At 67.6% G+C, this 19,501-nt stretch carries 18 protein-coding genes and 1 tRNA gene; 8 read left to right on the top strand and 11 right to left on the bottom strand.

Features of this window, described 5'->3' with window-relative positions:
• The first annotated feature begins 37 nt into the window (after positions 1–37).
• Positions 38–667 (top strand): hypothetical protein, encoded by a 630-nt coding sequence (locus F6W70_RS07995; protein ID WP_151486341.1) that lies wholly within the window; start codon positions 38–40, stop codon positions 665–667.
• A 113-nt stretch (positions 668–780) separates the two neighbouring features.
• Here the strand turns inward: F6W70_RS07995 and F6W70_RS07990 are convergent, their stop codons facing one another.
• The 3 genes from F6W70_RS07990 to F6W70_RS07980 all read right to left on the bottom strand — a co-directional run bounded on the left by F6W70_RS07990 (position 781) and on the right by F6W70_RS07980 (position 2,409).
• Positions 781–1,689 (bottom strand): DUF6301 family protein, encoded by a 909-nt coding sequence (locus F6W70_RS07990; RefSeq protein WP_151486340.1) that lies wholly within the window; start codon positions 1,687–1,689, stop codon positions 781–783.
• A gap of 81 nt (positions 1,690–1,770) precedes the next feature.
• Positions 1,771–1,844, bottom strand: a tRNA-Ile gene (locus F6W70_RS07985).
• A 28-nt stretch (positions 1,845–1,872) separates the two neighbouring features.
• Positions 1,873–2,409, bottom strand: coding sequence for a gamma carbonic anhydrase family protein (locus F6W70_RS07980; protein WP_151486339.1), 537 nt, complete (start codon positions 2,407–2,409; stop codon positions 1,873–1,875).
• Positions 2,410–2,539: 130 nt separating this feature from the next.
• Here F6W70_RS07980 and F6W70_RS07975 point away from each other — a divergent pair, with 130 nt between their 5' ends.
• Entirely contained in the window at positions 2,540–3,025 is a 486-nt protein-coding gene (locus tag F6W70_RS07975; RefSeq protein WP_017830662.1) for a Dps family protein, read from the top strand.
• 76 nt (positions 3,026–3,101) lie between these two features.
• Here the strand turns inward: F6W70_RS07975 and F6W70_RS07970 are convergent, their stop codons facing one another.
• The 5 genes from F6W70_RS07970 to F6W70_RS07950 are packed head-to-tail and all read right to left on the bottom strand — an operon-like array spanning position 3,102 to position 7,986.
• Complete coding sequence (locus tag F6W70_RS07970; RefSeq protein ID WP_151486338.1) at positions 3,102–4,598, bottom strand: amidohydrolase; 1,497 nt, start codon at positions 4,596–4,598, stop codon at positions 3,102–3,104.
• Positions 4,595–5,239, bottom strand: a complete 645-nt coding sequence (locus tag F6W70_RS07965; protein WP_151486337.1) for an FMN-binding negative transcriptional regulator — start codon at positions 5,237–5,239, stop codon at positions 4,595–4,597. The genes F6W70_RS07970 and F6W70_RS07965 overlap by 4 nt, the downstream gene beginning before the upstream one ends.
• Before the next feature lie 38 nt (positions 5,240–5,277).
• Complete coding sequence (locus F6W70_RS07960; protein ID WP_151486336.1) at positions 5,278–6,276, bottom strand: Fpg/Nei family DNA glycosylase; 999 nt, start codon at positions 6,274–6,276, stop codon at positions 5,278–5,280.
• Position 6,277: 1 nt separating this feature from the next.
• The gene (locus F6W70_RS07955; RefSeq protein ID WP_017830666.1) at positions 6,278–6,763 is read right to left on the bottom strand and encodes a ribose-5-phosphate isomerase; all 486 of its coding nucleotides are present in this window, start codon (positions 6,761–6,763) and stop codon (positions 6,278–6,280) included.
• A 38-nt stretch (positions 6,764–6,801) separates the two neighbouring features.
• A complete protein-coding gene (locus tag F6W70_RS07950) occupies positions 6,802–7,986 on the bottom strand; it encodes a ferrochelatase (RefSeq protein WP_151486335.1) in 1,185 nt (394 codons plus the stop codon).
• 179 nt (positions 7,987–8,165) lie between these two features.
• Here F6W70_RS07950 and pepN point away from each other — a divergent pair, with 179 nt between their 5' ends.
• From pepN to F6W70_RS07925, 5 genes are all read left to right on the top strand, one after another.
• The gene (gene pepN, locus F6W70_RS07945; RefSeq protein WP_151486334.1) at positions 8,166–10,718 is read left to right on the top strand and encodes an aminopeptidase N; all 2,553 of its coding nucleotides are present in this window, start codon (positions 8,166–8,168) and stop codon (positions 10,716–10,718) included.
• Positions 10,719–10,865: 147 nt separating this feature from the next.
• On the top strand, positions 10,866–11,939 hold the full coding sequence (locus tag F6W70_RS07940) for a mechanosensitive ion channel family protein (protein WP_151486333.1): 1,074 nt from the start codon (positions 10,866–10,868) through the stop codon (positions 11,937–11,939).
• Entirely contained in the window at positions 11,936–12,385 is a 450-nt protein-coding gene (locus F6W70_RS07935; protein ID WP_151486332.1) for a globin, read from the top strand. Before F6W70_RS07940 ends, F6W70_RS07935 begins: the two co-directional genes overlap by 4 nt.
• Positions 12,382–14,046, top strand: a complete 1,665-nt coding sequence (locus tag F6W70_RS07930) for an FAD-binding dehydrogenase (RefSeq protein WP_151486331.1) — start codon at positions 12,382–12,384, stop codon at positions 14,044–14,046. The genes F6W70_RS07935 and F6W70_RS07930 overlap by 4 nt, the downstream gene beginning before the upstream one ends.
• Positions 14,047–14,185: 139 nt before the next feature.
• A complete protein-coding gene (locus tag F6W70_RS07925) occupies positions 14,186–15,658 on the top strand; it encodes a serine hydrolase domain-containing protein (protein WP_318278834.1) in 1,473 nt (490 codons plus the stop codon).
• Here the strand turns inward: F6W70_RS07925 and F6W70_RS07920 are convergent.
• Positions 15,637–16,302 carry a DUF8185 domain-containing protein gene (locus F6W70_RS07920; protein ID WP_151486329.1) on the bottom strand — a complete coding sequence of 222 codons (666 nt, stop codon included), beginning with the start codon at positions 16,300–16,302 and terminating at the stop codon, positions 15,637–15,639. The genes F6W70_RS07925 and F6W70_RS07920 overlap by 22 nt on opposite strands.
• A 50-nt stretch (positions 16,303–16,352) precedes the next feature.
• Here F6W70_RS07920 and F6W70_RS07915 point away from each other — a divergent pair, with 50 nt between their 5' ends.
• The gene (locus F6W70_RS07915) at positions 16,353–17,243 is read left to right on the top strand and encodes an acyl-CoA thioesterase (RefSeq protein WP_151486328.1); all 891 of its coding nucleotides are present in this window, start codon (positions 16,353–16,355) and stop codon (positions 17,241–17,243) included.
• Positions 17,244–17,326: 83 nt separating this feature from the next.
• Here F6W70_RS07915 and F6W70_RS07910 read toward each other — a convergent pair whose 3' ends face one another.
• Together F6W70_RS07910 and ettA are read right to left on the bottom strand one after the other, a co-directional pair.
• A complete protein-coding gene (locus tag F6W70_RS07910) occupies positions 17,327–17,812 on the bottom strand; it encodes an acyl-CoA thioesterase (RefSeq protein ID WP_055868397.1) in 486 nt (161 codons plus the stop codon).
• 7 nt (positions 17,813–17,819) lie between these two features.
• Positions 17,820–19,499, bottom strand: a complete 1,680-nt coding sequence (ettA, locus tag F6W70_RS07905; protein WP_017830677.1) for an energy-dependent translational throttle protein EttA — start codon at positions 19,497–19,499, stop codon at positions 17,820–17,822.
• Between the last annotated feature and the right edge of the window lie 2 nt (positions 19,500–19,501).

Raw genomic sequence — 19,501 nt, 5'->3', positions numbered from 1 at the left:
GTCGGACACGCGAGAATAGTGGAGAAGGGATGGTCAGATGAGTTTCGCCCCGTTGAGGTCCACACACCGCAATCTGTATTCCTGGTTCGCCACGCGCCCTGATCTGTTCGCGTCGGAGTCGTCACCGCGCAAGAGGGCGGTCTGGACCGTCGTCGCCGTGGTCATGGTCGTCTTGTCACTGGTGATCTACCTCAATGCGGAGGCGACCGTTGAGCTCCTCGGGGGCCGGGTGAAGGGCGGCCTGGCGATCGCCGGCGCGTTCGCGCTCCCCCCGGTGCTGCTCGTCGTCAGCGTCGTGATGATCTTCGTCGGCTCTCGCCGATGGCGGGTCAAGGGGGGTGGTGTGCTGACGAATCCGGTGATCTACGGCGTCGACGGCTCGTTCCCGATACTCCCGCTTCTCGAGGCGATCCGGAACGGGCGCACCGACGCTGCCGAGATCACCGAGGGTTTCGCTGCTGCGCAGGACAGCCTCGGAGACGACCTGCTCCTCTCGATCTGGTCATCTGACGCTGACCGGATCATGTACGTCGGTGTACTCCGGGTCGACGGCGACGCGGTGTGGTTGGACGAACAGCCTTTCCGTGTCGGCGGGGCAGACTACTTCGACGCGAAGGCTCTCGCCGCGGCCGCCTCGCGGCGCCCACCCCGCGTGGCAGGCGCCTGACCACACCTGTTCCGGCCGGGTACTGGCTCAGCGCACAGCGACGAGGAAGACCCGATCGCAGACCTCACGGAGCGCACGGCGCAAGCGGCTCTCGAACTCACTGCCGTCGGCCATCAACGGTTGCCGCTCTTGCGTGAGAGCTCGGCGCCCTGAGGCGTCTCGTACATCGCCGTGAGCCCCTTGGGCAGGAAGGTGAACTCGATCCGAGCTCCGCCGGCGACATCCCAGTGCGCCGCCACGGTGTCCTCGAAGTCCGTCATCGTCGGCGTGCCCCAGCGGCTCTCACCTTCGCGGACCATCAGCGTGAAGGCGTCGCCGAGGAAGGCCGTGGATTCCGGCGTCACATCGCGGATCGTGTCGGACACGTCGAGACTCAGATCCATCATCACGTTCTTGTGGTCGATCATCATCACATCGGTGACCGTGAACCCCGACACGGTGTTCATCAGATAAGAGGTGCCGTCTTCGACCTCGATCGTCCACCCGAAGCGATCGACGGCCAACTTCTGCGCGTCGTCCCGCGTCAGCGGCCAGGACGCGCTCGCCCAGAATTCCATGGTGTCGCACAGCTCAGCGGCATTCATCGCCTTCCACGCCACGGCTTGGAGCGGGTGGCGCGTCGCCGTCGCGTCGAGCCCTTCCGCATCGACCCAGCGCTGCCAGCCGTCACGGACGTTCCCGTCCCACCCGTCGCCCCAGACGAAACGACTGTCGGAGGTCCCGATGAGCACCTGTCCATCGCGCATCTGACTCGCCTGGTACTCGCCGCCATCGAGCCGCACTGTCCACCACCAGCGAGCGAGCTGATCCACCACAGAGACAGGCACCCGGATCAGATCGGCAGAGTCCGCACGGTCGACCGACACTTCAGGGGTCCCAGCGGGCACATCCGCTCGGCGCGCGGTGACATAGTCGACAGGGGCGCCCAATGTTCCGGCCTGCGTGATGGACAGGAGTGCGACCTCGACACCGCCGATGTGGCCGAAGAGCCCCGCTGGGTGAGCCGTGCTGTGTTCTGTCATCGTCTTCCTCAGGGCGGGGCTTCAGCCATGGTGCCGGCACGGGAGTGCGGGCGGTGGTGTGGCGCTCGGCGAGAGTTCGAGTAGGGCGGGCGGGACTTGAACCCGCGATCGTTGGGTTATGAGCCCACTGCCTTAACCAGCTTGGCCACCGCCCCGTACCCTTTCAGCCTAGCGGCCGGGCGCTCACACCCGCGTAGCCGCGGAATGCGTCTGCGAGTGCCCGAGGTAGATGTCGGCGTTGGCGATGAGCCCCGCGCGTTCCTCGTCGGTGAGGGCCCGTCGCACCTTCGCGGGGACGCCCGCGACGAGAGAACCGGGAGGGATCTCCGTCCCCCCGAGCACGACCGCTCCCCCCGCGATGAGGCAGCCGTCACCGATCACCGCGCCGCTGAGGATGACCGATCCCATCCCGACCAGTGTGCCGTCGCCGATCGTGCAGCCGTGGACGACCGCGTTGTGGCCCACCGACACCTTCGAGCCGATCACGACAGGGTGGCCCGAGTCCACGTGGACCGAGACGTTGTCCTGCACGTTGGAGCCCGGTCCGATGACGATCCCCGCGGAATCTCCTCGGAGGACGGCGTTGTACCAGACGCTGCATCCGGCACCGAGGGAGACATCCCCGACGATGCGCGCACCGTCGGCGACGAACGCCGTCGCGTCGATCGACGGTGTGCTGTTCGGCAGGGAGAGGACAGAGGCTCCGGACGCGATGCTCATGAGGGGAGACTACCCTCACTTCCGCGGAATCACGCGGAAGTGAGCCGAGCCTCAGCTTGCTTGCGGAATGTCTGAGGCTGAGTAGCGTTGTCTTCATCAGATACGAGAAACCGTTCCGGAGGAGCACAAGATGAGCAAGGCACAGACCGTTTCCACTACCGCCATCGACCCGACCGTGGCTGCAGGGGCGGCCCAGTTCCTCTCCCCTGTCGTCCTCGGCCTGCAGGCGCTGACCGTCAACGGCAAGCAGGCCCACTGGCACGTGCGTGGGGCGAACTTCATCGGCGTCCACGAGCTGCTCGACACCATCGTCGCCCACGCCGGCGACTTCGCCGACACGGCCGCTGAGCGGATCGTCGCGCTGGGACTCCCGATCGACGCGCGCGTGAGCGCTGTCGCCGACAAGGCGGGATCCACCTCGGTCGCGGCCGGCTTCGCCCAGTCCGACGAGCTGATCCGCGCCGTCATCTCGGACATCGACGCCATCCTGGTCGACGTCAAGGCGGCTGTCGAAGGCCTCGACGAGGTCGACCTCACCAGCCAGGACGTCGCGATCGAGATCCAGCGCGGTCTCGAGAAGGACCGTTGGTTCCTCGTCTCGCACATCGCTGCGTGATCTCAGATATCGCCTGACCTGAGAAGGGGCGGTGCTCGGTCCTCCGAGCACCGCCCCTTCTTCTTTGCAAGAACGATCAGAGGACGTGTGTGACGTACCCCGCGAGAAGGGTGGAGACGATGGGCATGGACCGCAGCCCCTCCCCCGTCGCCGCTCGAGGATCCGCGGCGCACAGCACGATGTCGGCGGGTTCGCCGGGACGCAGCGACGAACGAACGCTCGCCTCGAGCGCCTGGTCGACGGTGATCCGCTCCTCCGGATGCCAGGCGGCCCGATCGTCGTCGGTGCGCGACACCGCGGCTGAGATGGCGTGCCAGGGGTCGAGCTCGGCGACCGGTGCATCCGACCCGAAGCGCAACTGCGCACCGGCGTCACGCAACGAGGCGAGCGGGTAGCCGATGGCGGTCTGCTCGGCCCAGTGACGATCCACCAGGTCGCGGTCGTCCACGGCATGCTGCGGCTGGACGCTGGCGATCACGCCCAGACGGGCGAAACGGGCGAGATCGGTGTGCCGCACGAGCTGCACGTGCTCGATCGAGCCGACGGCGCCCGTCGTGGTGAACGCGTCGAGAGCAGAAGTGATCGCCCGGTCGCCGATCGCGTGCACGGCCACGCCCAGCCCCGCACCGGTCGCGCGGGTGAGGAGTGCGACGAGCTCGTCCGACGGCACGGTGAGCATCCCGAAGTTGTCGGGATCGCCCGGATACGAGTGCGAGCACGCTGCCGTTCGTGTGCCCAGAGAACCGTCGGTGATGACCTTGAGAGGTCCGACATGCACGAGCCCTCGTGCGGGAGCCGGGACATCGCCCTCTTCGCGGAGCTCTCCGGTGCGCAGCCCGGCACTGATCGCCCGTTCGAGGTCGAAGGGGTACATCGCGAACTCGACGCGATGCGAGGAGAAACCGGCCTGGACCCGTCGCGGCCAGGCTTCCGCACTCCACGCCATGTCGAAGTCGACGAGCCCGGTGATACCGCGTGCGGCCGCCTGTTCGCCTGCACGCATCATCGCGCGATCGCCGTGGGCTGAGTCGACGGCGTTGAGGCGCCGCGAGATCTCGAAGGCGTCGGTCTCGCGCAGCACGCCGTCGTCGCTGCGGAAACCTTCGCGCGCGAGAGCCGTGCTGTTCAACCAGACGCTGTGGACATCGGCGTTGATGAGATACGTCGGAACATCGCCGGTCGCGGCGTCCAGGAGCTCGAGGGAGGGACGATCCGACCAGAGCGCATCACGGAAGCCGGTCCCGACGCGTCGTCCATCCGGCAGCGGGGCGATGCCCCTCATCGCCGCAGCGGCGCCGGCGGCGGATTCCGCCCCGCCGAGCGGCGCCCGCTCCGATGTCAGCGCCCATTGGACCGTGTGGACGTGGTTGTCCCAGAGCCCGGGAACGGCCCACGCACCGTCGGCGTCGATGACCGCGCCGCGTGCCGGCAGAGCACCCGTCGGAGCGATGTCGACGATGCGCCCGTCGGCGATGAAGATATCCACGGGCTCTTCATCCATGAGGAACTCGCGCCCGGGGCCGGCGATGCGCACGCCGGTGATCGTGTCGATCGCCACTCCACGTTCGGTCACTGCTGTCGTCCTCCTCGGCGCGCATCCTGCGCGCGTCGCATCTCCGCGGCGAGAGCCGGGTTCGAATACGGTCCGTCGGTCGAGAGCGCGGCGATGACCGTCTCGATCGTCTCCGGCGGCTTGTTCTGGCTGAGCTTCCTCTTGGCGACGACGCGGGTCGGCCGCAACCGGAAGCCCACGGTTCCCGAGGCGAGGCGCTCGATGTAGGCCGGGTCGTTCGGGCGTTCCCACATCCGTCGCGGCTCGGGCATCCGGGCTTCGAAGCGTGCCACGAGCTGATCCAGCACGACGAGGTTCTCTTCACCGGTCAGGATCTCGGGCACGCCGGCCAGGTGCACCGCGGTGTAGTTCCAGGTCGGCACCGCAGGGACATCGCCGTACCAGCCGGGCGAGATGTAGCCGTGCGGGCCCTGGAACACCACGAGCATCTCTCGGTGCCCCATCCCGTGGATGAGGTCGTCCGGGCGCCCGACGTGTCCCACGACGGTGAGGTCGTCGCACGCGTCGTCGAGCAGCACGGCGTAGTGCGAGGCGACGAGTCCGTCATCGTCTGCGCTCATGATCGTCGCCCAGGGATTCGCCTCGATGACACGGCGGATCTCGGTCTCATCGGCCAGCGTGAAGCTGGGGTTCTGTCGCATGGGATCAGCCTAGAGCGGTGCAGGGAGCTCGAGCGGGCTCACGCCTGACAACGAGGGCACCAGTAGAGCTTGCGCGCACCGATCTCCTCGAGGGCGATCTCCGTTCCGCAGATCCGACAGGGCAGTCCCGCACGGTGATACACCCAGTGCCGGTCGTCCCGATTGGCCATGGCCGCCCGGTAGTCGTCGCCCGTGAGGCCGTCCATCGTCATCATCTGGCCGGTCTCGACACCGATCGCGAGAAGGCGCACCCAGTCTGCCCAGAGCGCGCGCACGACGTCTTCCGGCACGTCCCTACCCGGAGTGTGCGGGTTCAACCGCTGGCGGAAGAGCATCTCTGCCCGATACACGTTGCCGATCCCGCTCACGACCGACTGGTCCATCAGCAGCAGCGCGATGACCGTCGACTTCTTCTTGACTGCGCGAACGAATCGCTCCTCGTTCTCGACCGGGTCGCCGACCAGGGGATCCGGTCCCAGCTTGGCCACCGTGGCGAGCATCTCCTCGGGAGTCTGCAGCACACAGGCGGTGGGCCCTCGAAGATCGGCCGCGGTGATATCGGTCATCAGCCGCAGACGGACCTGCCCGACGACGGGCGGGGGCCACTGCATCCCGTCGTCGGCCAGCCCCTTCGTCTGCTCCGACATGCGCACGTGCACTCGGGTGCGCCGCGGGGCCCCGATCGACGCGAGCGAATTCTCGCCGGCTTCGTCGAGGATCGGCTGGTCGAGCACGGTCCCCCGCTGATTCGTCTGGCCCATCCGTCCGTTGGCCGAGGCGATGGTCGGGTCGACGATGATCTCACCCGCGAAATCCCACGCCCCGTACAGACCGAGATGCACCCGGAGCCACAGGTCGCCCTCCGTCTCGAGGAACATCTGCTTGCCGACGGCCTGCACGCTGACCGCCTCGCGACCGTCGAGAACGGAGGCGCCCTCGGCGAATCGTCCCTGCGGACTGGATGTGCTCAGGGTCTTTCCGACGAAGTTGCGGTCGAACTGTCGAGCGATCCGATGGACGGAATGACCCTCGGGCATCTCAGGCCCGCGGGTCCGGGAGCAGAGAGCCGTCTCGTTCGAAGTCCGCGATCTGGCCGATGCGGCGCACGTGGCGCTCGTCACCGGAGAACGGCGTCTCGATGAAGCGGTCGATGAACGACGTCACCTCGTCGTACGTGTGCTGACGGGCGCCGATGGAGATCACGTTGGCGTCGTTGTGCTCTCGCGCGAGTTCCGCCGTCGACAGATTCCAGACGAGTGCCGCACGCACGCCCTCGACCTTGTTCGCGGCGATCTGCTCACCGTTGCCCGAGCCGCCGAAGACGACACCCAGTGCGTCCACGCCGGCACGCTGGTCGGCGATGACCGCCTGCGCCGCTCGGATGCAGAAGGCGGGGTAGTCGTCGACAGCGTCGTACTCGATCGGCCCGTGATCGACGACATCATGTCCGGCAGCGCGCAGATGTCCCTGCAGCTGGGTGGAGAAGTCGAGTCCCGCGTGGTCGGTGGCGATGTGGATGCGCATGATTCCCATCCTAGAAGCGTGCGCGGGTCAGCGAGAGGTCACGGGGCGACACCGGCAGCGGCCGGCTTGAAGCCCGCGCGGATGTTCTCGCAGCAGCCGGGCCGGCAGACATCGAAGCCCCCGAGGAGAGAGGTCACGTGCGCACGCTCTTCGTTGGGGCGCCCCTGGAGCCGCTCCTCGATCAGGTCGACGATGCCGGAGACGAATGCCGGCGACACTCCAGGAGTCGGAGTGCGCGTGAAGGAGAGGCCCGCGTCCTCCGCAGCCTCCGCCGCCTCGGTGTCGAGGTCCCACAGCACCTCCATGTGGTCGCTCATGAATCCGACCGGGACGACGGCGACGGCCTTGCGGCCACGATCGGGCAGCTCGCCGATCACATCGCACACGTCCGGCTCGAGCCAGGGCTGCGAAGCGGGGCCGGAGCGGGACTGGTACACGAGTTCCCACGACACATCGGCGGCCGCCGGAACGGTCTGGCGAACGCGGTCCATGACCCACGCGGCGACGGCGAGGTGCTGCGCGGCGTATGCGCCACCCTCTCCCCATTCGATGTCTCGGGCTCCGGAACGCTCGGCGTCGGCGGTCGGGATGCTGTGGGTCGAGAACAGGATCTGGATGTCCGCTGCCGGGATGCCCTCGGCGAGGAAGCCCTCGACAGCCTCACGAACGCCGGTCTCGAAAGCCTCGACGAAGCCGGGGTGATCGTAGAACGGACGGATCTTGTCGATCGTCACCGTCTCACCCAGACCGGTCTCCTCCAGGACGCGGGCGAAGTCCTCGCGATACTGGCGGCAGCTGGAGAACGAGCTGTAGGCGCTGGTGGCGAAGGCGAGGAGGGTGTTGTGACCGTTGGCCGAGGCCTCGGTCACGACCTCTTCGAGGTACGGGGCCCAGTTGCGGTTGCCCCAGTAGACGGGGAGCGTGATCCCGCGCTCGATGAGGGCCTTCTCCAGCGCCTCCTTGAGGACGCGGTTCTGGCCGTTGATCGGGCTCACCCCGCCGAAGTGGCGATAGTGGTGCGCGACCTCCTCGAGCCGTTCGTCGGGGATTCCCCGACCGCGCGTCACGTTCCTGAGGAACGGGATCACATCATCCTGGCCCTCCGGCCCGCCGAACCCGGCGAGCAGGATCGCGTCGTAGGCGGCAGGCGTGTTCACGTAAGGGGCACCACCGGCGGTAGCAGGCGAGGCAAAGGGGACGACATTCGGCTCGATCGCAGTCACGCATCCATCTTCCCACCTCGGAGGGGTCCGGGCGTGCGCGCACGCGTCGTTTCCCGACGTCTCGCTCCCGTGGCCGATGCGAGGAGGCATCCGTCGCGAAGGCGTAGGCTGTCATGGTTGCCGTCGGCGCCAACTGCGCCCAGCCCCGGTGACATCCCCTCACCCCTGGGAGTACAGCTGTGCCTGGAGAGAACCTCACCCGTATCGAAGCGCAGGAGCGCCGCGACGTCATCGACACGCAGTCGTATGAGGTCGCCCTCGATCTGACGAAGGGCCCCGAGGTGTTCGGCTCCCGCAGCGTGGTGCGCTTCACCGCGACGCCGGAGGGCTTCACCTTCATCGACCTGATCGCCCGCGACGTGCGCGAGATCTCGCTCAACGGCGAGCAGCTCGACCCGAACGAGGTCTTCGCCGACTCGCGCATCGCGCTCACCGGTCTGCAGGCCGAGAACATCCTCGTCGTGGACGCCGACTGCGAGTACACGAACACCGGAGAAGGGCTCCACCGCTTCGTCGACCCCGTGGACGGGGAGGTCTACCTCTACTCCCAGTTCGAGGTGCCCGACTCGCGTCGTGTCTTCGCCGTCTTCGAGCAGCCCGACCTCAAGGCGACGTTCCAGTTCACGGTGACGGCCCCTGCCGCGTGGAAGGTCGTCTCCAACTCCCCCACCCCCGAGCCCATCGTGCATGACGACGACGTCACCGCCACCTGGGGCTTCGAGCCGACCCCGCGTATCTCCTCGTACATCACGGCGCTCGTCGCTGGCCCGTACGAGTCGACCTTCTCGGAGCTCACCAGCGCCTCCGGACGTGTCATCCCCCTGGGCGTGTACGGCCGCAAGAGCCTGTGGCAGCACCTCGATGCCGATTACATCTTCGACAAGACCCGCGAGGGCTTCGCCTACTTCGAGTCGAAGTTCGGCGTCCCGTACCCCTTCGCCAAGTACGACCAGCTCTTCGTGCCGGAGTTCAACGCCGGCGCGATGGAGAACGCCGGTGCCGTCACCTTCACCGAGACCTACGTGTTCCGCAGCAAGGTCACCGACGCGGTCAAGGAGCGTCGCGTCGTCACGATCCTGCACGAGTTGGCGCACATGTGGTTCGGTGACCTCGTCACCATGAAGTGGTGGAACGACCTCTGGCTCAACGAGTCGTTCGCCGAGTGGGCGTCGACCATCGCCACCGCCGAGGCCACCGAGTGGACAGAGGCCTGGACGACCTTCAACGCCATGGAGAAGAGCTGGGCCTACCGCCAGGACCAGCTCCCCTCCACCCACCCGATCGTCGCCGAGATCAACGACCTCGAAGACGTGCAGGTCAACTTCGACGGCATCACCTACGCCAAGGGCGGCTCGGTCCTCAAGCAGCTGGCCGCGTGGGTAGGCATCGAGGCGTTCTTCGCCGGAGTCTCGCAGTACTTCCAGAAGCACTCCTGGGGCAACACCGAGCTGAGCGACCTGCTCTCCGAGCTCGAAGCCACCAGTGGCCGCGACCTCAGCACGTGGTCGAAGAAGTGGCTCGAGACCGCGGGCGTCAACACGCTCGAGCCCGTCATCGCCGAGAGCCACGACGGCACCATCTCGCGCTTCGCGATTACGCAGACCGCCCCGGCGGACTACCCGACGATCCGTCCGCACCGCCTCGGCATCGGCTTCTACACGCTCACGGACGGCTCGCTCACCCGCACCCACTACCTCGAGGTCGACGTCGACGGCGACCGCACCGAGGTGCCCGAGCTGCAGGGCCTCGCCCGCCCCGACCTCGTGCTGCTCAACGACAACGACCTCGCCTACGCGAAGATCCGCCTCGACGAGAAGTCGCTCGCCACGGCGATCGCCCACCTCGCCGACATCCACGACCCGCTCGCCCGCTCGCTCGTCTGGGGCGCCGCGTGGGACCAGACCCGCGACGCCGAGACCGGCGCTTCGGAGTACATCGACCTCGTGCTGGGCAACATCGGCCGCGAGACCGAGTCGACGACCGTGCGCACCACGCTGAGCCAGCTGCGCACCGCAGCGACTCTCTACGTCGTCCCCGCGGATCGCGAGGCGGCCCGACTCAAGGTCGCCGACGGCCTGTGGAGCCTCGCAGAGGCCGCGGAGCCGGGCAGCGACAGCCAGCTGCAGTTCGTCACCGCGTTCGCGAACGCCCTGGTCACCCCGGAGCACGCCGGCATCGTCGGGCGTCTGCGCTCCGGTGAGGACACGCTGCCCGGGCTCGAGGTCGACGCCGACCTGAACTGGCAGCTCCTCGTCGGGCTGGCATCGATCGGCGCGACCGATGCCGCCACGATCGATGCCGCCCTCGCGGCCGACAACACGGCCAAGGGCGGAGAGTTCGCAGCTCAGGCCCGTGCCTCGCTTCCGGATTCGGCATCGAAGAAGGCCGCGTGGGCGTCGCTCATCGAACGCGACGACGCCCCCAACACGATCGTCCGCTCCGCAGCGCTCGGGTTCACGCACCCGGCCGGCGCCGCAGTGCTGGGCGAGTTCGTACCGGCTTACTTCGACATGCTGCTCCCGGTCTGGGAATCGCGCACCTACCAGATCGCGCAGTACCTGATCGTCGGACTGTTCCCCACGGCTCTGGCCGACGTCGCGCTGCGCGATGCGACCCGTGGCTGGCTCGCCGCCCACCAGGACGCAGCGCCCGCGCTGCGCCGTCTCGTGCTCGAGAACCTGGCGGACGTGGAGCGCGCTCTGGCCGCACAGGCGCGCGACGCCGAGGACTGATCCCGAAGCACCCCTGAAGACGGAGACCATCGGTCCCGCACTCGCCGTGTCCATGAACGACACCGCGAGACGGGACGGGTGGTCTCCGTTCTCGTCGGGCACATCCACCCAGCCCGCGCAGAGACCCGATCGCTAGGATCGTGAGTGATGATTCTCCCCGCGACGACCACCACTCCCCCTGCTCCGGCTGAGCTTCCCGAGGAGATGAAGAAGCTTCTCGCCTGGCTCGCCGAGGCAGGCATGAACGCGCTTGCGGTCGCGATCATCGTCGCCAGCTGTGTCGTGATCGGGTTCGTTCTGCGCATCGTCATACGGCGGGTCGTGCACCGCATCGTCGACAGCGCCAAAAACAAGGCGTCGGTCGACGACACGCAGGCCCTCGAACGATCCCCCCTCGCCGACATGCGACTCGTGCAGCGCACGCGCACGCTGGGGACGATCCTGCAGAACATCGTCAACGTGATGCTCGTCGTCATCGCGGTCGTACTGATCGTCAACGCCTTGAATCCCACGCTCCTCGGCTCCCTGACCCTCCTGACCGCTGCCGTCGGCGCCGGCCTCGGCTTCGGCGCCCAGAACATCGTCAAGGACGTGCTCAACGGCATGTTCATCGTCGCCGAAGACCAGATCGGCATCGGCGACGTGGTCGATCTCGGTCTCGCGAGCGGCGTCGTCGAGTATGTCAGCGTGCGCATCACCCAGGTGCGCGACGTCAACGGCACCCTCTGGTACGTGCGCAACGGCGAGGTCACCCGCATCGGCAACATGTCGCAGGGCTGGGCGCGCTCCATCATCGACCTGGGCGTCCCCGCCGACTCCGACCTGGAGCAGGTCGAGCACATCATGCTCGAGACGGCGCAGGGGCTGGCGAAGGATCCGAAGTGGCGCACGCGCATCATCGAGAAGCCGGAGCTGTGGGGGCTCGAGTCCATCGACGGCGATGCGCTCGTGGTGCGCATCGTGATCAAGGCCCGCGCCAACGCGAAGGACGACGTCGCGCAGGAGCTGCGGCGTCGACTGCGCGCCGCACTGCTCGAGAAGGAGATCGGCGTTCCGCGCATGGTCGATGTCGTGCCGACGGGCCTCGACGGGGCGCGTCGCGTGCGCGGAGCGAATCCGCCCAAGACCCGGCCGAATGCCGTGACCGGCGTCCCGATCATCCCCGACCGCGGGATCTGGCGCCGCAAGAAGCCGAACGACGACGGGAGCACCCAGAAGTGACCTTCTACGACGAGATCGGCGGGCACGACACGTTCGCGAAGATCGTCTCGGTGTTCTACCGCGAGGTCGCGCTCGACCCGGTGATGAAGCCGATGTACCCCGAAGAAGACCTGGGCCCCGCGGAGGATCGCCTGCGGATGTTCCTCGAGCAGTACTGGGGCGGTCCCACGACCTACGGCGAGACGCGCGGACACCCGCGGCTCCGTATGCGGCACATGCCCTTCCGCATCGACGCGGACGCGCGCGATCGTTGGCTTCGTCACATGCGAACAGCTGTGGACGAGGCGCAGTTGTCCCCCCTGCACGAAACCACGCTGTGGGACTACCTGGAGCGGGCCGCCTATGCCATGGTGAACTCACTCGAGCCTTCCGGGATCGGTGCCGATCCGGGTGGTCGCCCGACGCTCGAGGCCCGATCACGTCAGGAATCAACGGAGAACTCATGACGACGACACCCCTGTCTGCAGACGTCCTTGTGATCGGATGGGGGTTGGCCGGCCTCGTCGCGGCGGCGGAGGCACTCGATGCCGGGCGGCGCGTCATCCTGGTGGATCAGGAGCCGCGCACGAATCTCGGCGGTCAGGCCTGGTGGTCTTTCGGGGGCCTGTTCTTCATCGACTCCCCAGAGCAGCGACGCCTCGGCATCAAGGACTCCCTCGAACTCGCGACCCAGGACTGGTTCGGCAACGCCGGATTCGATCGCGACGAAGACGAATGGCCCCGCCGCTGGGCGCAGGCGTACCTGCAGTTCGCGGCCGGCGAGAAGCGCGCCTGGCTTCGAGAACGCGGCGTCGGCTTCTTCCCCGTCGTCGGCTGGGCGGAGCGCGGCGGCTACGGGGCGATCGGACCGGGCAACTCCGTCCCCCGCTTCCACATCACCTGGGGCACCGGACCGGGCATCGTCGCCCCCTTCGCGGCAGCCGTCGAGCAGGGCGAGCGGGACGGCCGGCTCACGATCCTTCCGCGTCACCGCGTCGGCGAGCTGACCGTCGCGGACGGCACCGTCACGGGTGCACGAGGGGACATCCTCGCAACCAGCGGTGCGGAGCGCGGGGTGCCATCGTCTCGCGAGGTGATCGGCGAGTTCCAGATCTCGGCGACCGCCACGATCGTCTGCTCAGGAGGGATCGGCGGCAACCACGACCTCGTGCGAGCAGCGTGGCCCGAACGGCTCGGCACCGCACCCGACCACATGCTCACAGGGGTGCCGGCATATGTCGACGGCTCGATGCATCGTGTGAGCGAAGTCGCGGGTGCCCGCCTGATCAACGGCGACCGCATGTGGCACTACGTCGAGGGCATCACCAACTGGGATCCGGTGTGGCCTTCGCACGGGATCCGCATCCTGCCCGGCCCCTCGTCTCTGTGGCTGGACGCTACGGGAAAGCGGCTCCCCGTGCCGCTGTTCCCCGGCTTCGACACCCTCGGCACACTCGAGCACCTGCGCACGACAGGCCACGACCACTCCTGGTTCGTCACGTCGCGCCAGATCGTCGAGAAGGAGTTCGCCCTGTCCGGCAGCGAGCAGAACCCCGACCTCACGGGGAAGGATGTCGGCCTCCTCCTGAAATCCCGCCTCGCCAAGGGACCGACGGGTCCGGTGCAGTCCTTCCTCGACGAGGGCGAGGACTTCATCGTCGAGAACGATCTCGACTCGCTGCTCGAACAGATGCAGAAGCATCCTGGCGGCGAGCTCCTCGACCTCGACAACGTCCGGCGCGAGGTCGAGGCTCGCGACCGCGAGATGGAGAACGACTTCACGAAGGACGCGCAGATCGGCATGCTGCGGTCGATGCGCGGCTACCGCGGCGACAAGCTCATCCGGACCGCAGCCCCGCACCGCCTTCAGGATCCTGCGGCGGGGCCGCTCGTCGCCGTGAAGTTGCACGTGCTCACGCGCAAGTCCCTCGGCGGTATCAACACGGATCTCGAAGGCCGCGCCCTGAACGCCGCAGGCGAACCGATCCCGGGTCTCTACGCGGCCGGTGAGGCGAGCGGCTTCGGCGGCGGCGGCGTGCACGGCTACCGGGCACTCGAGGGAACCTTCCTCGGCGGCTGCCTCTTCTCCGGTCGCACCGCGGGGCGCGCAGCCGCACTCGCCGTCTGAGTCGCGGGGCGAGGTCCGAGGCACGGGCCCCAGTTCTCCTGGTGGCGTCGTTCCGGGGATCCGTCGCACTTGTTCGGGGTATCCCGAAGACATGGCGTTCCACGTCGAACCGCCCGGCCGTGCTGCTTACGGTGGGCTCGTGCGCATCCTCTTGCTCCTCGGACTCCTGTCGACACTGCTCGCGAGCTGCGCTGTTCCCACTGTCACCGCGGACACCCCGACGACTGCCTCCAGGACGGTCGAGGCGTACACGGAGACGTTCGCGACTCCCGGGATCGCCGCGGCCGTGATCTCCGACGGAGACGTCGATCTGATCGTGCGCGGTCGTGACGGCGCCGGAGCGGCGATCACGCCGGAGACGCGGTTCCGGATCGCGTCGATGAGCAAGTCGATGACGGCGACGGCGATCATGCTGCTGGTCCAGGACGGCTCAGTGGAACTCGATGACCGCGTCGTCGAGCGCCTGCCGGAGTTCACGATGGCCGATGCGAGGTACGAGCACATCACGATCCGCCAGCTGCTGTCCCATACTTCGGGATTGTCGCTGCAGACGAACGACGAGTTCGCGCTGCCCGCGCCGCGGACCACGCGGGCGGTCATCGCCGAGCTCAGGGAGCGCCGACTGGTCGCGGAACCGGGAGTGCGATTCGAGTACCACAACACGAACTACTCGCTCGCCGCCCGCATCGTCGAGATCGTGTCGGGGCAGCCTCTCGATGATTTCCTTCGGGAGCGTCTCTTCGTGCCGCTGGGCATGCACGACTCGCTGAGCGTGGACGCCTGCGACCGGACTGTGGATGAGCTCGCGCCCGGCTTCTCCGTGGTGCTGGGTCTCGCGTACGTGATGCCGGAGATGCCGGGGCGTTGCGGAGGCAACGGCGGCGTGGTGTCGACGCTCGCCGACATGGTGCAGTGGCTCCGCTTCAACCAGGGCACGGTCGGTGCGGCACTGCTGGAGCGCCCGCTGCTCGACGAGCTCCACGCGGTGCAGCCCAACGCTGCACCGTATGGTCTCGGCTGGCAGCACCTCGCCCCGGATGGAGGGGATGCATCTGGCTTCGTCTCGCACGGGGGCACTCTGGCCACGTTCACCGGGTCCATGGCCTTCGCCCCCGAGACGGGAAGAGCTGTCGTTGTGCTCACGAACGGAGTCGGCTCCCCCGGCGAGCTGGCGCAGAATCTGATCGCGGAATCCGAGGGCGTGCCCCCGAAGCCCTACGAGAACCCTCTGGGCGTCGCGAACAGCATCCTGTCGGTCCTTGCCGCGGTCGCTCTGACCCTGCTCCTCGTGACGGCTCTTCGCGCTCCCCGCTGGGCGGCGGGAAGGCGGTCCGCGCGGACACCGCGACTCCTGCTCCGACTCTTCCCGCTCATCCTCGTGATCGTCGCAGGGCTGGTCATCCCCCTCACTCCCGCGTTGCTCGGGGGCTCCGTCAACTGGCAGTACTGGGTGATCGACCTCTGGCTGTTCCCGCTTCTGGACCTTCTCGGCGCGGTCCTGGTGCTGGGAGGGATCAGCGCCCTCGTGAGCAGGATCGTCGCGCTGCGGCGCGGCCACGTGCCTCTGCGTCGCGGGCGGCAGGGGGCGTCTCAGCCGGCGGAGCCGGTGTGACGCACATTCGTGAGCCCTGAGGCAACCGGGCCGCGGGAGAGTACATGACCGCGCCGGAAGGCGAGTCGTGTCCATCGCCCGGATCGAGAGACGGCCACCTGTTCCTCGCCCGAGATGAAGCCCATCGCCTCCGCAGCGAAGGCGACGCCTCGCGGGATGTCACCGAGGTCCTCATCCGGCTCCCCCCAGATCGCGGCCCGGAGGGCTCGCACGGCTTCCTCTCCCGAGCCCGGCGCGGTGCCGCGGGCCACGGCGGAGATCCCCCATTGCGCCCGCTGGGCGATCACGGAGACGTCGAGCGTCGACACCGGCTCCCACCCGCCTCGAGGCGGCGCCACACCTGCCCACGCCGGCGAGAGTCCGGTGTCCGGGAGCTCGAGGCGCTGTGGCTCGTCGGTCTTCGTGAGCTGATCGACGACGACATCGCACTCGAGTTCGGGATCGGCATGCACGATGCGCATAGCGAGGATCGTCGGTGTCTGATCGAACAGGCCGTGGGGGGCGAGTGCCGCGGTCGTGAGGGCGAGTACGCCGCTCGACGCCTGCAGCCGCACGCCTTCGTCGGTGATCCTGGCCGCTCGACCCACGAACGTCAGGACGTCTTTCGCCGTGTGGGAGTCGGCGAGGAGAAGGTGATGCGGCACGCGTTCTAAACTACCAACGGAGCGGCGCCCCGGGGCGCAGAGAGGAATCCATGAGCGCGGAAGACCACGCCATCCAGACCGTCGAGCGGCTGCTCGAGGTCCTCGATCTCGATTCGACGCAGGCACGGACGACGGAGGACATCTTCACCGGTTCCTCGCACCCGATGCCCACCGGCCGGATCTACGGCGGACAGGTTCTCGCCCAGGCGCTCTTGGCTGCAGAGCGTACCCTCCCCGAAGACCGGGCGGTGCACTCGATGCACGGCTACTTCCTGCGTCCAGGCGACGCGAGTCAGGGCATCACGATCTCCGTCGACCGCATCCATGACGGACGCTCGTTCTCCACGCGTCGTGCCCAGGCCTACCAGAACGGTGTGCCCATCTTCTCGATGATCGCTTCCTTCCAGGACGCCGACCCGGGCGTCGAGCACGCACAGCCGATGCCCGATGGCATTCCCGCTCCTGAGGAACTCGCACCGGACGAGGATCGGGTTCAGGGTCTCCCCGGCGGCACCGCACGGATGCTGAGCGAGCGCGCCGCGGACATCCGCCACGTCGACTCGCCTCTGTATCTGCCGAGCGATGATGCGCGCACGCCGCAGCAGGCCGTGTGGATGCGTCTTCGCGCGCCGCTACCCGACGACCAGCGTCTGCACAGGGCGGCCCTCGCCTACCTCAGCGACATGACGATCCAAGAGTCGATTCTCCGCGCCCACGGCGTCTATTGGGCGCTCCCCGGTCTCAAGGTCGCCAGCCTCGATCACGCGATGTGGTGGCACCGGCCTGCGCGCGTGGACGAGTGGCTGCTGTACGTGCAGGAGTCGCCGAACGCCCGCGGCGGCAGAGGGCTCGCCACCGGACGGATCTTCACGCGCGACGGAGCCCTCGTGGCAAGCGTCGCGCAGGAGATCATGATCCGGGTTCCCGACAGCCAGGATTGATGCGTCGGTCGGGAGTATCCGCTCCCGACCGACTACGAGGCACAGTCTCACGTGCCCCTCGTAGCCCGCTGACCGAGAGCGGCTCAGCGATGGCTGTACTGGATCGACTCTCCGAGGTACGGCTCCCAGGCGTCGCGCATCTCCTGTGTGAGGCGGGTGGGGCGTCCGGTCTTCGCGTCGACGAGCACGATGATCGCCGTCGATCGCGCATAGATCTGACGAGGGTCTGCCGTCGGGTCGTTGTGCACCTCATAGCAGACCTCGACGCTGGACCCGCCGAGCTTCCCGAACCACATCTGCACCTCGAGCGGTCGCCGCTGGTACGGCACGGGCGCGAGGTACTCGATCTCCTGGCGAGCGATGAGCGTGAGGATGCCCTCGTCGATGCCCGAGTCGAGCACTGCCGTCGAGGGTGCCTCCTCGCCGGGGCCCGCACGCCAGAACGCTCGCACACGAGCCTCCTCGAGCAGCTTCAGCATCGAGGTGTTGTTGACGTGGTTGAACGCATCCAGATCGCCCCAGCGGAGCTGGATCGGGATGTGCAGGCGGGGCCCCGGCGATGCGGTCACGACAGGCTCAGTCGCGCGTCAGCTTGCGGTGCGTCGAGCGGTGCGGCTTGGCCGCATCCGCCCCGAGGCGCTCGATCTTGTTCTCCTCGTAGGCCTCGAAGTTGCCCTCGAACCAGTACCACTGGTCAGGCTTCTCATCGGTCCCCTCGTAGGCGAGGATGTGCGTGGCGATGCGGTCCAGGAACCACCGGTCGTGGGTGATGACCACGGCGCAGCCGGGGAATTCGAGCAGCGCGTTCTCGAGCGAGCTCAGGGTTTCCACGTCGAGGTCGTTGGTCGGCTCGTCGAGGAGCAGCAGGTTGCCGCCCTCCTTGAGGGTCAGCGCGAGGTTCAGGCGGTTGCGCTCACCACCAGAGAGCACACCTGCCTTCTTCTGCTGGTCCGGACCCTTGAAGCCGAACTTGGAGACGTACGCCCTGGACGGGATCTCGGTCTTGCCGACGGTGATGTAGTCGAGGCCGTCGGAGACGACCTCCCACAGCGTCTTGTTCGGGTCGATGTTGGAGCGCGACTGGTCGACGTAGCTGATCTTGACCGTCTCGCCGATCTTCAGATCTCCGCCGTCGAGAGGCTCGAGGCCGACGATGGTCTTGAACAGCGTCGTCTTTCCAACACCGTTCGGGCCGATGACACCGACGATGCCGTTCGGCGGCAGGCTGAAGCTGAGTCCATCGATGAGCGAGCGTCCGTCGAAGCCCTTCTTCAGATTCTTGGCCTCGATGACGACGCTACCGAGACGCGGTCCTGCGGGGATCTGGATCTCCTCGAAGTCCAGCTTCCTGGTGCGCTCGGCCTCGGACGCCATCTCCTCGTAGCGAGCGAGACGCGCCTTCGACTTGGTCTGACGCCCCTTTGCACTCGAGCGCACCCACTCCAGCTCCTCCTTGAGGCGCTTGGCGAGTTTGGCGTCCTTCTTGCCCTGGATCTCGAGGCGCTCGCCCTTCTTCTCCAGATAGGTCGAGTAGTTGCCCTCGTAGCCGATCAGGCGGCCGCGGTCGACCTCGGCGATCCACTCGGCCACATGGTCGAGGAAGTACCGGTCGTGGGTGATCGCGATGACGGCACCCTTGTAGGCCTGCAGGTGCTGCTCGAGCCACAGCACGCTCTCGGCGTCGAGGTGGTTGGTCGGCTCGTCGAGGAGCAGGAGGTCAGGCTTCTGCAGGAGCAGCTTCGCCAGCGCCACGCGACGCTTCTCACCACCGGAGAGCGGGGCGATCGCCGCGTCGCCCGGAGGGGTGCGCAGCGCATCCATGGCCTGATCGAGCTGCGAGTCGAGGTCCCAGCCGTCCGCCGCGTCGATCTCTTCCTGAAGCGAACCCATCTCCGCCAGGAGAGCGTCGAAGTCGGCATCGGGATCGGCCATGAGTGCCGAGATCTCGTTGAAGCGGTCGAGCTTCGCCTTGATCGCGATGCCGTCCTGGATGTTCTCGAGCACGGTCTTCGTCTCGTCGAGTTCCGGTTCCTGCATGAGGATGCCGACGGTGAACCCCGGAGAGAGCTTCGCCTCCCCGTTCGAGGGGGTGTCCAGACCCGCCATGATCTTGAGGATGGTCGACTTACCGGCGCCGTTGGGGCCGACCATACCGATCTTGGCCCCGGGGAGGAACGCCATGGTCACGTCGTCCAGGATGAGCTTCTCGCCCACTGCCTTGCGTGCACGAACCATCGAGTAGATGTACTCAGCCACCG

Origin of the sequence: Microbacterium maritypicum (genome assembly GCF_008868125.1) — a bacterium.
Lineage (GTDB): Bacteria > Actinomycetota > Actinomycetes > Actinomycetales > Microbacteriaceae > Microbacterium > Microbacterium maritypicum.
This window is presented reverse-complemented; position numbering and strand designations above follow the sequence as displayed.

What these genes read in the sequence shown, in the direction of transcription:
- F6W70_RS07995 (WP_151486341.1), top strand. Translation starts at nt 38, where the DNA reads ATGAGTTTCGCCCCGTTGAGGTCCACACACCGCAATCTGTATTCCTGG.
- F6W70_RS07990 (WP_151486340.1), bottom strand. Translation starts at nt 1,689, where the DNA reads ATGACAGAACACAGCACGGCTCACCCAGCGGGGCTCTTCGGCCACATC.
- F6W70_RS07980 (WP_151486339.1), bottom strand. Translation starts at nt 2,409, where the DNA reads ATGAGCATCGCGTCCGGAGCCTCTGTCCTCTCCCTGCCGAACAGCACA.
- F6W70_RS07975 (WP_017830662.1), top strand. Translation starts at nt 2,540, where the DNA reads ATGAGCAAGGCACAGACCGTTTCCACTACCGCCATCGACCCGACCGTG.
- F6W70_RS07965 (WP_151486337.1), bottom strand. Translation starts at nt 5,239, where the DNA reads ATGCGACAGAACCCCAGCTTCACGCTGGCCGATGAGACCGAGATCCGC.
- F6W70_RS07960 (WP_151486336.1), bottom strand. Translation starts at nt 6,276, where the DNA reads ATGCCCGAGGGTCATTCCGTCCATCGGATCGCTCGACAGTTCGACCGC.
- F6W70_RS07955 (WP_017830666.1), bottom strand. Translation starts at nt 6,763, where the DNA reads ATGCGCATCCACATCGCCACCGACCACGCGGGACTCGACTTCTCCACC.
- F6W70_RS07940 (WP_151486333.1), top strand. Translation starts at nt 10,866, where the DNA reads ATGATTCTCCCCGCGACGACCACCACTCCCCCTGCTCCGGCTGAGCTT.
- F6W70_RS07930 (WP_151486331.1), top strand. Translation starts at nt 12,382, where the DNA reads ATGACGACGACACCCCTGTCTGCAGACGTCCTTGTGATCGGATGGGGG.
- F6W70_RS07915 (WP_151486328.1), top strand. Translation starts at nt 16,353, where the DNA reads ATGAGCGCGGAAGACCACGCCATCCAGACCGTCGAGCGGCTGCTCGAG.